Annotated in this window: 12 protein-coding genes; 6 read left to right on the forward strand and 6 right to left on the reverse strand. The window is 68.3% G+C overall.

Annotated features, from left to right (window positions below; translation table 11 throughout):
- The first annotated feature begins 29 nt into the window (after positions 1-29).
- From Q5696_RS13120 to Q5696_RS13145, 6 genes are all read left to right on the forward strand, one after another.
- Positions 30-1,391 carry a PucR family transcriptional regulator gene (locus Q5696_RS13120; protein ID WP_370654786.1) on the forward strand — a complete coding sequence of 454 codons (1,362 nt, stop codon included), beginning with the start codon at positions 30-32 and terminating at the stop codon, positions 1,389-1,391.
- Positions 1,392-1,519: 128 nt separating this feature from the next.
- Positions 1,520-2,428, forward strand: a complete 909-nt coding sequence (locus tag Q5696_RS13125) for an ACP S-malonyltransferase (RefSeq protein ID WP_305091781.1) — start codon at positions 1,520-1,522, stop codon at positions 2,426-2,428.
- A 23-nt stretch (positions 2,429-2,451) separates the two neighbouring features.
- On the forward strand, positions 2,452-2,763 hold the full coding sequence (gene acpM, locus Q5696_RS13130) for a meromycolate extension acyl carrier protein AcpM (protein WP_305091782.1): 312 nt from the start codon (positions 2,452-2,454) through the stop codon (positions 2,761-2,763).
- A gap of 7 nt (positions 2,764-2,770) precedes the next feature.
- Positions 2,771-4,018, forward strand: a complete 1,248-nt coding sequence (locus Q5696_RS13135) for a KasA/KasB family beta-ketoacyl-ACP synthase (protein WP_305091783.1) — start codon at positions 2,771-2,773, stop codon at positions 4,016-4,018.
- A 97-nt stretch (positions 4,019-4,115) separates the two neighbouring features.
- The gene (locus tag Q5696_RS13140) at positions 4,116-5,549 is read left to right on the forward strand and encodes an acyl-CoA carboxylase subunit beta (RefSeq protein ID WP_305091784.1); all 1,434 of its coding nucleotides are present in this window, start codon (positions 4,116-4,118) and stop codon (positions 5,547-5,549) included.
- Between the two features lie 142 nt (positions 5,550-5,691).
- Complete coding sequence (locus Q5696_RS13145) at positions 5,692-6,585, forward strand: tyrosine-protein phosphatase (protein WP_305091785.1); 894 nt, start codon at positions 5,692-5,694, stop codon at positions 6,583-6,585.
- A gap of 48 nt (positions 6,586-6,633) precedes the next feature.
- Here the strand turns inward: Q5696_RS13145 and Q5696_RS13150 are convergent, their stop codons facing one another.
- The 6 genes from Q5696_RS13150 to Q5696_RS13175 all read right to left on the reverse strand — a co-directional run bounded on the left by Q5696_RS13150 (position 6,634) and on the right by Q5696_RS13175 (position 11,882).
- Positions 6,634-7,143: a DUF3145 domain-containing protein gene (locus Q5696_RS13150; RefSeq protein WP_305091786.1), complete on the reverse strand. Its 510-nt coding sequence runs from the start codon at positions 7,141-7,143 to the stop codon at positions 6,634-6,636.
- 157 nt (positions 7,144-7,300) lie between these two features.
- Entirely contained in the window at positions 7,301-8,119 is an 819-nt protein-coding gene (locus Q5696_RS13155; RefSeq protein ID WP_305091787.1) for a serine hydrolase domain-containing protein, read from the reverse strand.
- 34 nt (positions 8,120-8,153) lie between these two features.
- Positions 8,154-9,281, reverse strand: a complete 1,128-nt coding sequence (locus Q5696_RS13160) for an NDMA-dependent alcohol dehydrogenase (RefSeq protein WP_305091788.1) — start codon at positions 9,279-9,281, stop codon at positions 8,154-8,156.
- A gap of 310 nt (positions 9,282-9,591) precedes the next feature.
- Positions 9,592-9,861, reverse strand: coding sequence for a hypothetical protein (locus tag Q5696_RS13165; protein ID WP_305091789.1), 270 nt, complete (start codon positions 9,859-9,861; stop codon positions 9,592-9,594).
- A 30-nt stretch (positions 9,862-9,891) separates the two neighbouring features.
- Positions 9,892-10,536 (reverse strand): response regulator transcription factor, encoded by a 645-nt coding sequence (locus tag Q5696_RS13170; protein ID WP_514131070.1) that lies wholly within the window; start codon positions 10,534-10,536, stop codon positions 9,892-9,894.
- 11 nt (positions 10,537-10,547) lie between these two features.
- Positions 10,548-11,882, reverse strand: coding sequence for a sensor histidine kinase (locus Q5696_RS13175; RefSeq protein WP_305091790.1), 1,335 nt, complete (start codon positions 11,880-11,882; stop codon positions 10,548-10,550).
- Positions 11,883-11,900: the final 18 nt, after the last annotated feature.

Genomic DNA, 11,900 nt, shown 5'->3' on the forward strand with positions numbered 1-11,900 from the left:
CCGTCCGTCTGCGGCGTATGTTCCTCTCCATGTCCACCGAACAGCCGGATCCCCCGGATCCGACGCCCGGCCCGGCGCCCGCTCCGACCTCCACGCCGGCGCCCGCTCCCCGGCGGATGCGCTATCAGCCGCCGCCCCCGAACGTCTCGGGGCGTCCGAGCCGGGACTCACTGCCCGATGCCCTGCTGCGCCGGGTCAAGCAGTTCTCGGGTCGGCTGTCCACCGAGGCGATCGCCTCGATGCAGGACGAGTTGCCGTTCTTCGCCGACCTCGATGCCGAGCAGCGGGCCAGCGTGCAGATGATCGTGCAGCGGTCGGTGGTGAGCTTCCTCGAATGGCTGACCGATTCGGATGCCGACATCCGGTTCAGCATCGACGCGTTCCAGGTGATCCCGCAGGATCTGGCGCGCCGGCTGACGTTGCGGCAGACCGTCGACATGGTGCGGGTGGCGATGGAGTTCTTCGAGCAGCGGTTGCCCGCGCTCGCCCGCAACGACCGCCAGCTCGTGGCCCTGACCGAGTCCATCCTGCGGTACGGCCGCGAGCTGGGGTTCGCGGCGGCGGCGGTGTACGCGAGTGCCGCCGAGTCCCGCGGCGCGTGGGACACCCGGCTCGAGGCACTGGTCGTCGACGCCGTGGTGCGCGGCGACACCGGCACCGATCTGCAGTCCCGGGCCGCCACACTGAACTGGAACGCGGCGGCTCCCGCGACGGTGATCGTCGGCACTCCCCCACCCGAGGAGAGCGTCGCGGTGATCGGCACCGTGCACACGACGGCGCGCCGGCACGATCGGGCGGCGCTGGCGGTGGTCCAGGGCGAGCGACTGGTGCTGGTGGTCAGCGGCGAACTCGTCGGCAGTAGGCAGGCCCACGAGTTCATGACCGAGCTGACGGCGAGTTTCTCCGACGGACCGGTCGTGATCGGGCCGACGACACCGAGCCTGCGTGCGGCGCACTCGAGCGCGGTGGAGGCGCTGGCGGGGATGGACGCCGTCGCGGGGTGGCGGGGCGCGCCGCGCCCGGTGTTCGCGGTGGATCTGCTACCCGAGCGGGCCCTGCTCGGGGACGCTGCCGCCGTCGAGGCCCTGAACGAACGCTTGATTCGTCCGCTGTCGCTGTCCGGCACGGCTCTCGCCGAGACCCTCGACACGTATCTGGACTCCGGCGGGGCCATCGAGTCGTGCGCTCGTCAGCTGTTTGTTCATCCAAATACGGTCCGGTACCGGCTGAAGCGAATTTCGGAAATCACCGGACGTGATCCGACCGACCCGCGCGACGCGTATGTGTTGCGCGTCGCAGCGACCGTCAGCCGACTTGCCCAAACGCACGTTCAAAGACCGACTTCCGACACATCTGTAACTAAATTCGCATTTCGGAACATTGAACCGTAACGCGGAGGTGCCCGACTTCGATGCCGTCCTCCGACGTGGAATTTTGTAGAAAACCTACAAAACACGTGTCCAGGTTTCATGAGTGACAACATCTCCGGCACGGGCGGCGACGGTGTTCCCTGGAGGGCGTGATTTCGTTGCTCGCCCCGGGTCAGGGCTCACAAACTCCCGGCATGCTCAGCCCCTGGCTGGACCTGCCGGGCGCACACGATCGCGTCGCACTGTGGTCGAAGGCCGCCGGCCTCGACCTCGTGCGTCTGGGCACCACCGCCACGGCCGAGGAGATCACGGACACCGCCGTGACCCAGCCGCTCGTGGTGGCGTCCGCTCTCCTCGCCTACGAGGAGCTCGAGCGCCGGGGACTCGTCCCCGCCGACACCATCGTCGCCGGCCATTCGGTCGGTGAACTCGCGGCCGCAGCCGTGGCCGGGGTCCTCTCGGCCGACGACGCGGTGCGGCTCGCCGCGATCCGCGGCAGTGAGATGGCGAAGGCGTGTGCGCTCGAACCCACCGGTATGTCCGCGGTCCTCGGGGGCGACGAGGATGCCGTCCTCGCCCGGCTCGAGGAGCTCGATCTCACCCCGGCCAACCGCAACGCGGCCGGTCAGATCGTCGCGGCCGGACGGCTCGACGCGCTCGAGCAGCTCGCCGCGGCCCCACCGGAGAAGGCCCGCGTGCGGGCGCTTCCGGTGGCGGGGGCATTCCACACCCGGTTCATGGCACCGGCCCAGGACGCGGTCGCCGAGGCCGCGTCCCGGATCACGCCCCGGAATCCGATCCGACCGCTACTCTCCAACTCGGACGGCGCGCCGGTGACCTCCGGCGCGGACGCCCTGTCCAAGCTGGCCGCACAGGTGACCCGACCTGTGCGCTGGGACCTGTGTACCGCGAGCCTGCGGGACGCACAGGTCACGGCAATCGCGGAGCTCCCTCCCGCCGGCACCCTGATCGGGATCGCCAAGCGCGAGATGCGCGGCACACCGACCGTCGCGCTCAAGGAATCCGACCATCTTTCCGCACTGACGGAATTCATCTGAGAAGGAAGAAGGGGAACCACCCAGTGGCAACCAACCAGGAAGACATCATCTCCGGCCTCGCCGAGATCATCGAAGAGGTCACCGGCATCGAGCCGTCCGAGGTGACGATCGACAAGTCGTTCGTCGACGACCTGGACATCGACTCGCTGTCGATGGTCGAGATCGCGGTGCAGACCGAGGACAAGTACGGCGTGAAGATCCCGGACGAGGACCTGGCCGGGCTGCGCACCGTCGGCGATGCGGTCTCCTACATCCAGAAGCTCGAGGCCGAGGGCGGCGACGCCGCCGAAGCTGCCAAGGCCAAGCTCGACGCCGCGAAGAACGACAACGAGTAGGCCACCCGTGACTTCCGCTTCTACCCGAGGGAGGATTCCCAACATCGTCGTCACCGGCCTCGCGGCCACGACGTCGGTCGCTGGAGATGTGGATGGCACGTGGAAGGGCCTGCTGGCCGGCGAGAGCGGTATCGACGTTCTCCACGGCTCGTTCGTCGAGGAGTTCGATCTGCCGGTGCGTTTCGGTGGCCAATTGAAGGTCCCGTTCGACGACGCACTGAGCCGGGTCGAGATCCGCCGGATGAGTTTCGTGGAGCGACTCGCTCTCGTGATGGGTCGGCAGGTCTGGCAGAACGCCGGCAACCCCGAGGTCGACAAGGATCGTCTCGGGGTTGTCATCGGCACCGGAATCGGCGGCGGTGAGGCTCTCATCGACGCGTCGAAGAAGCTCGAGGAGGGCGGTTACCGCAAGGTGTCGCCGTTCGCGGTCCAGATGGTGATGCCGAACGGTCCGTCGGCCACCGTGGGACTCGAGCTCGGCGCCCGCGCCGGTGTCATCACGCCGGTATCGGCGTGTTCGTCCGGGTCGGAGGCCATCGCGCATGCGTACCGCATGATCGCGTTGGGCGACGCGGACATCGTCGTCACGGGCGGCGTCGAAGGAAACATCGGCGCCATTCCGATCGCGAGCTTCGCCATGATGCGCGCGCTCAGTACCCGCAACGACGACCCGAAGGCGGCCTCGCGCCCCTTCGACAAGGACCGGGACGGATTCGTCTTCGGTGAGGCCGGTGCCCTCATGGTTCTCGAAACCGAGGAGCATGCCAAGGCGCGTGGGGCGACGATCCACGCCCGCCTGCTGGGCGCCGGGATCACCTCGGACGGTTTCCACATCGTGGCGCCAGACCCGGAGGGGACCGGGGCGGGGCGCGCCATGACCCGGGCCATCGAGACCGCAGGTCTCACCAAGTCCGACATCAAGCACATCAACGCGCATGCGACGGCGACCCCGATCGGCGACCTCGCCGAGGCCGCAGCCATCAAGGCCGCGGTCGGTACGCATCCCGCGGTGTATGCGCCGAAGTCGGCACTGGGCCACTCGATCGGTGCCGTCGGCGCCCTCGAGGCTGTGCTCACGGTCCTGAGTGTGCGTGAGGGTGTCATTCCCCCCACGCTCAATCTCGACAATCAGGATCCGGAGATCGATCTGGACGTCGTGAAGGGTCAACCCCGTTACGGCGACATCGATTTCGCGATCAACAATTCGTTCGGTTTCGGTGGGCACAACGTCGCGCTCGCCTTCGGTCGCGCATAACCGGCCCGACCCATTCGATCGTCGGGTGGGGGCTCCGCACCCGGAGTCCCCACCCCGAAATCTCGCCCCGCGCGGGCCCTCGTTCAAGGAGAACACGATGACCGTCACGGCTCCCGCGACGCCTTCCGAAGCAACCAGCGATCCGCGTGATCCGCTCACCCGGCTCGCGAATCTGTTCGACGCCGGCACCGTCACCCTGCTGCACGAGCGTGACAAGTCCGGTGTCCTCGCCGCCACCGGCGAGATCGACGGTGTCCGCACCGTCGCCTACTGCTCCGACGCCACCGTCATGGGCGGCGCGATGGGCGTCGACGGCTGCAAGCACATCGTCACCGCCATCGACACCGCCATCGCCGAGGAAGCCCCGGTCGTCGGCCTGTGGCATTCCGGCGGCGCCCGGCTCGCCGAGGGCGTCGAGGCCCTGCACGCCGTCGGACTGGTCTTCGAGGCCATGGTCCGCGCCTCCGGTCTCGTCCCCCAGATCTCCGTCGTCCTCGGGTTCGCCGCCGGCGGCGCCGCCTACGGTCCCGCCCTCACCGACGTCGTGATCATGGCGCCCGAGGGGCGCGTGTTCGTCACCGGCCCCGACGTGGTCAAGTCCGTCACCGGTGAGCAGGTCGACATGGCCACCCTCGGTGGCCCCGATACGCACGGCAAGAAGTCCGGTGTCGCGCACGTCATCGCCCGCGACGAGGACGACGCCTACCACCGCGCCCGCCGCCTGGTGTCGATGTTCAGCGAGCAGGGCACGTTCGATCAGGCCGCCGCCGAGCACGGCGACACCGATCTGCGGGCCCTGATGCCCGCGTCGGCCAAGCGCGCCTACGACGTCCGCCCGATCGTCCACGAGTTCCTCGACAACGTCGAGGGCGAGTCGAGCTTCGAAGAGTTCCAGGCCGGCTGGGCCCGCAGCATCGTGACCGGGTTGGGCCGTCTCGGTGGCCGCACCGTCGGTGTCATCGCCAACAATCCGCTGCGTCTGGGTGGCTGCCTCAACTCGGAGAGCGCCGAGAAGTCGGCCCGGTTCGTGCGCCTGTGCGACGCGTTCGGTATTCCGCTGGTCGTCATCGTCGACGTTCCCGGCTACCTGCCGGGTGTCAGCATGGAGTGGGAGGGTGTCGTCCGCCGCGGCGCGAAGCTGCTGCACGCGTTCGCCGAGGCCACGGTCCCCCGCGTCACGCTCGTGACCCGCAAGATCTACGGCGGCGCCTACATCGCGATGAACTCGCGGGCGCTCGGTGCCACCGCCGTGTACGCGTGGCCCGACTCGGAGGTCGCGGTCATGGGCGCCAAGGCTGCCGTCGGCATCCTCCACAAGCGGACTCTCGCGGCCGCCCCGGAGGAGGAGCGCGAGGCCCTGCACGAGCAGCTCGCCGCCGAGCACGAGGCCATCGCCGGTGGTGTCGGACGGGCCATCTCGATCGGTGTCGTCGACGAGACGATCGATCCGGCGAAGACCCGCAGCGTCATCACCGCCGCCCTCGCGGCAGCGCCCGCGAATCGCGGACGGCACAAGAACATTCCGCTGTAACGGTCCCTGTTCTCCGGACCCCGAGGGCTCACTCCACCGCCCGGTGGAGTGAGCCCTCGTCCGTTCACCGCCCCGACACGTTTCCGTCAGTTCCTTCGTCCACGATCCCCTGACCCCGTTGTGATCGCTCGAAGGAGTTTTCGTGAACCCTCGCCTCGCCGTCGTCGGTGTCGCTGCCGCCCTGACCGTCGTCCTCACCGGATGCAGCCGGTCGACGGCCGACGTCCCGGACACTCCGGCGGTGTCCGCCACGACGACGGCATACGCGGCCGCACCCACGCCCCGGCTCGCCTCGATCGACAACTTCCGCGATCTCGCCGGACCGGACGGCGGCTACACCACGGCCGACGGACATCGCGTCCGTGCGGGCGTGTTCTACCGGTCCAATGCGCTGACCACCGATGATGCGGACGCCGCCGTGCTGGACACGCTCGGTATCGCCCGGGTATTCGATCTGCGGACCACCGCGGAGATCGAGAAGGACCCGGATCGGGTTCCGGCCGGCGCCGAGTACACGAACGTCGATATCGTGGGGGACACCTCCAGTGGTGCGGTCGCCGCGTCCGTCGATCTGTCCACACCCGAGAGTGCTGCGGCAGTGCTCGTCGACGCCAACCGGCAGTTCGTGACGAATCCGGCGATGCGCGACCGATTCGGTGCGTTGCTGACGGAGATGGCGGCCACCGACGGCCCGCAGTTGTTCCACTGCACCGCCGGTAAGGATCGGGCGGGCTGGACGAGTGCGATGCTCCTGACGATCGCCGGGGTCGACCGGGACACCGTGATGGAGAACTACCTGTCGACGAACGAGTACTCGAAGGCGTCGATCGATGCGAAGGCCGCCGCAGTCACGGCCGCGAAGGGCGAGCAGGCCGGTGCGGCGATGCGGGTCCTGATGGGCGTCTCCCCCGAGTTCCTCACCGCCGGCTTCGATGCGATCGACGCCCAGTTCGGGAGCGTCGACCGCTACCTCACCGACGGGCTCGGCCTGTCCGACGCGACACTCGAGACGCTTCGGGCGAAGCTGATGGTCTGATCCCCGGCTCCCGGCCCCGAGGGTCCGGCCCCCGGCGCCGGGGGCCGTTCAGCCGACGTCGCGGCGCAGCCAGGTCACGGCGGCTCCGCTGCCGCAGCGCAACGGTTCGAGGACGTCGTCCCATGCAGTGCCGAGTGCGTGTTCGAGGGCTGCCGTGACGCTGTCGGTGCCCCGCGCGAGGAGCGCACGCAACCGCATCTCCCCCACGACGACGTCGCCGTTGGCGCTCGTGTTCCCCCGCCACATGCCCAGCCCGGGGGCGTGACTGAAGCGTTCGCCGTCGACACCGGTGCTGGCGTCCTCGGTGACCTCGAAGTACAGCAGCGGCCAGGCCCGCAGGGCTTCGGCGATCCGGGCGCCGGTACCGACAGCGTCCTCCCAGTCGAGTGTTGCTCGCAGTGTGCCACCGGCGGCCGGTTGCGCAGACCAGCGCCAACCGGGGCGGGCGCCGAGGATCGACGTCAGCGCCCAGTCGATGTGCGGGCACAGGGCCGCGGGCGACGAGTGGACGTAGATCACTCCGGTCGTCACATCCGCGAACTGGTTCAACGAACGCACTACAGCACCTCCGGCTTCGACGAGGGACGTCTTCCCCAACGACCTCGTGCGGAGCACGGACCGATGCGCGCCGTGTGATGTACAACACTGCAACACACCGATGATCAGTGTGCCTGTGTTACCCCTGTTACGCCAGTGGTAGAGCGAAAGTGGCCGGTCAGGGACGGCGGAGTTCGTCGAGTACACCGTCGCCGAGCTCGGTCCACAGTGGTTTCGCCCAGTCCCCGAAGTCGCGGTCGGTGAGGACGATGCAGGCCGCGTCCACCTGCGGATCCACCCACAGGAACGTCCCGGACTGGCCGAAGTGCCCGTAGGTGGCCGGGGAGTTGCCGGCGCCGGTCCAGTGCGGGTGTTTGCCGTCGCGGATCTCGAAGCCGAGACCCCAGTCGTTGGGGCGTTGCGTGCCGTAGCCGGGGAGCAGGCCCGCCAGCCCCGGGAACTGGACTCGGGTGGCCTCGGCGTGGGTCTGCGGTGAGATCAGGGTGGGCCGGAGCAGTTCGGCGGCGAATGCGGCGAGGTCGTCGAGACTTGCCTGCGCGCCGTGCCCGGCCGGTCCGACGAGGGCGGCGTCGCGCATGCCGAGCGGCACGAAGACGGCGTCGGCGAGGTAGTCGGCGAACACGATTCCGGTCTCGTCGGCGATGAGGTCGGCGAGGATCTCGAATCCGGCGCTCGAGTAGATGCGCTTGACGCCGGGGGCCGTCTGCACGCCGCGGTCACCGAAGGCGACGCCCGACGCGTGCGCCAGCAGGTGTCGCACCGTGGCGCCGGGAGGTCCGGCGGGCTGATCGAGATCGATCGCCCCTTCCTCGACGGCGACGAGCGCGGCGTAGGCGCACAGCGGTTTCGTCACCGACGCCAGCGGATACACCCGCCGACTGTCCCCGGCACGAGCAATGCCTCGGCCGCCGTCGTAGACGACGGCGGCCGAGGCATTGTCCACCGGCCATTGCCCGATCCGATCGAGAGTCTGCACCCGATCAGACTAGGCGGGGTCCGTTCGGGTCGATCTACCAGTCGGCTTCGGTGTAGCGGATGACGCCGCGCAGGTTCTTGCCGTCGAGCATGTCCTGGTAGCCCTCGTTGACCTGTTCGAGCGAGTAGGTGCGGGTGACCATGTCCTCGAGGTTGAGCAGGCCCGCCCGGTACAGGTTGAGCAGGTTCGGGATGTCGACGCGGGCGTTGCAGCCACCGAAGATGTTGCCCTGCAGGTCCTTCTGGAGCATCGCGAACAGGAACGAGTTGAGCTTGACGTCCATGTCGGCCATGTGGCCCATCGCGGTGACGACGCAGCGCCCGTTCTTCGCGGTGAGCGTCAGTGCGGGGTCGATGTACTCGCCGCGCATCTCACCGACGGTGATGATCGTCGTCTGGCACATGCGGCCCCACGTGATCTCCATGATCGGGACGATCGCCTCCTCCATCGAGGCGAAGGCGTGGGTGGCGCCGAACTTGAGGGCCTGCTCACGCTTGAACGGCACCGGGTCGATCGCGAATACGTGGCGGGCACCGGACGCGACCGCACCCTGCAGGGCACTCAGGCCGACGCCACCGACACCGATGATCGCGACCGAGTCCCCGGTCTTGATGTCGGCGACATGAGTGGCCGAGCCCCACCCGGTCGGGACACCGCAGCCGACGAGGGCCGCGAGCTCGAACGGGATGTCCTTGTCGATCTTGACGACGGACGACTCGTGGACCGTCATGTACGGCGAGAACGTGCCGAGCAGGCACATCGGGATGACGTTCTCCCCGCGGGCCTGGATGCGGTAGGTGCCGTCGGAGATGGCCTGCCCCTGCAGCAGCCCCATGCCGAGATCACACAGGTTGGAGTGGCCCTCGGCACAGGACGGACAGCGACCGCAGGCCGGGATGAACGACAGCACGACGTGGTCGCCGACCTCGAGGCCCGTGACGCCCGCACCGACCTTGGTGATGACGCCGGAGCCCTCGTGTCCACCCATGACCGGGTAGGACGGCATCGGCGTCGCACCGGTGACGATGTGGTGGTCGGAGTGGCACATGCCCGCAGCTTCCATGCGGATCTGCACCTCGCCGGCGACCGGATCACCGAGTTCGATCTCCTCGACCGACCACTTCTCGTTCACGCCCCACAGCAACGCGCCCTTGGTCTTCATGACAACCGCCCTTCCCTGGCTTACTTCCGGTTGGCTGTGACGATAACCACAAACCGGCAAAATTGGAACCTGTTCTAGGCGTCGAGTAATCAGGCGACCCACTCAGCGGGAGATTTACACAGGTCGGAGCGATGTAACGCGCCGAAAATCGGTTCGGCAGTCGAGCGTTCACGACGGCGACGACACCCCCACCCTGCTGGACACTTGTCCGACAGGGGTGTCCTCCCACCCCGTCGGCCTCCGGATGCCGCCGGCGGAAGAAGCGGTGCGGACGTGGGTGTTTCAGATCGGAAACAGGGAAGAGCGGTGGTCACCATCCGGCGACTGCGGTCCCGTCCCAGGCCGGATCGGTGAGCAGTTCGGGAGCGGGGCCGGTGAAGGCGCGGGCGGCGACGGTGGACCGGTGCTCTTGTTGCGCAGCGTTCACCGTCGCGGGTACCGCGGCGAGTGCCGGTGCCGCCGTTGTTGCCGGAACCGCGATCACGGCCGCGAGCAGCTGCGCCCGGATTGCGGACGCATGGTTACCGGCACGCTCGTTGATGCGTTCCTGTCGCAGACGCGCGCCGTGCACATCATGCACATCGCGGACGGTTCGGGCATCGGATGTGCCTCAGTCGAGCTCGTCCCGACGCAGATACGCAAGCACGGCCAGCACCCGACGGTTCGTGTCGTCGGTCGGTGGCAGCACCAGTTTGTTGAAGATGTTGCCGACGTGTTTGCCCACCGCCGATTCGGTGATGAACAGCTGCGCGGCGATCGCCGCATTCGAATGCCCCTCTGCGATCGCGGCGAGCACCTCGCGTTCGCGCGGCGACAACTGCGCCAAGGGATCCCGCCGTCGGCGGAACAACTGCTGTACGACCATCGGGTCGATCACGGTGCCGCCGGCAACCACTTGGCGCAGGGTGGAGGCGAAGTCCTCCACATCGACGATGCGATCCTTCAACAGATAACCGACCCGCCCGCCTTCCGCGCCCAGGAGTTCGTCGGCGTAACTCAACTCGACATACTGGCTCAGCGCGACCACGGCAAGCCCCGGGTAGATTCGTCGCAGCGTCACTGCTGCGCGCAGACCCTCGTCGGTGAAACCGGGCGGCATCCGCACGTCGGTCACGACCAGATCCGGATGATGCTCGGCGACAGCAGATTCCAACGTCACGGCATCGGGGACCGCGGCCACGACCTCGAACCCGAATCGTTCGAGCATCGCGGCGAGGCTTTCGCGCAGCAGTGCACCGTCCTCGGCAAGGACCACTCGCACGGCAGTCAGTTCTCGATCCACGGCAACTCCACACGGACAACGGTGGGCCCGCCGGGCGGGCTGGACAGCAGCATTCTGCCGTCGATCGCCGCGACCCGGTCGGCCAGGCCGGTCAGGCCGCTCCCCCGTTGCGGATCCGCACCGCCGCAGCCGTCGTCCACGACCTCGACGACCAGCAGGTCCCCGGTGCGGCGGACAGCCACATCGACGGCCGTCGCATCCGCATGTTTGGCGACGTTGTTGAGCGCCTCGACCACCACGAAGTACGCCGCGACCTCGACATCCGGGGCCGGGCGGGACGGGAGGTCCGCGGTGACGCCGACCGGGGCCACGAAGTCTTCGGTCAACGCACGCAACGCGTCGGGCAGGCCACGGTCGGTGAGGACCCTGGGGTGGATTCCCCGAATGAGTTGCCGCAGTTCCGCCATCAACTGCTTGGCCTGGTCATGCGCCTGCGACACGCTTTTCGCGGCTGCAGAGTCCGGCGGGAGGTCGAGTTTGGCCATACCCAACTGCAAGGTGAGGTTGACGAGCAGCGACTGTGCACCGTCGTGTAGATCCCGCTCGATCCTGCGACGTTCCGCCTCGAAGGAATCGACCAGGCGGGCCCGGGACCGGGACACCTCCACAAGTCGTGCGCGAAGCGCGTCCGGGTCGTCGCCGCACAACAACGATCGGGCGAACGCACCGTGCAGTCCCGCGATCAGTGCAATTGCGTACGGGATCGACGGCAACAGAAGCAGACCTGCGATCGCGTACGGGACGGCCTGGTCGACCGACGTGATCTGGCTGAAACCGAGCGCCACTGCCTCGTCGCCGGCACCCACCATCAGGGGGCTCACCACCATCACCACGATGAGCCCGACGATCACCGCACCTGAGAGCCACACGGCGGGCACCAGCGTGAGCATCAGGAATGTGTAGCCGAGCTCCCTCCATGTCGCGACCTCGGTGTAGCGGGTGCGCACCCACGCCCACAGGCCCGCTGCCGGAGGGGCACGATGAGCCGAGGGCGCCCGGTCGCGGCTCACCAGGCGCAGGCGCGTTCGTTCCAGGGCGGCCAGCGGTATCGCCACCAACGGGCCGAGCCCGAACACCAGCACTGCGCCGAGGACACCGAGGAACAACACTCTGCCGAGCGGTTGCGGATACATGCCGTCGACGGCCCATACGGCCAGCACGAGCCACGGGACGCAGAACGCTGCGAAGGGCAACGCCACCACGCACACCACCGGGACGGTGGTCAGCACATGGCCCAGCGACCGCCACGGCCAGCCGGTCAGCAGGAAGTGCCGCCGTGTGATCGCGGTGAGCACCGTGGTCGGTTCATCGGAGGGCACCGAGTGAGCCTATCGACG

The sequence above is a fragment of the Prescottella sp. R16 genome, from assembly GCF_030656875.1.
Lineage (GTDB): Bacteria > Actinomycetota > Actinomycetes > Mycobacteriales > Mycobacteriaceae > Prescottella.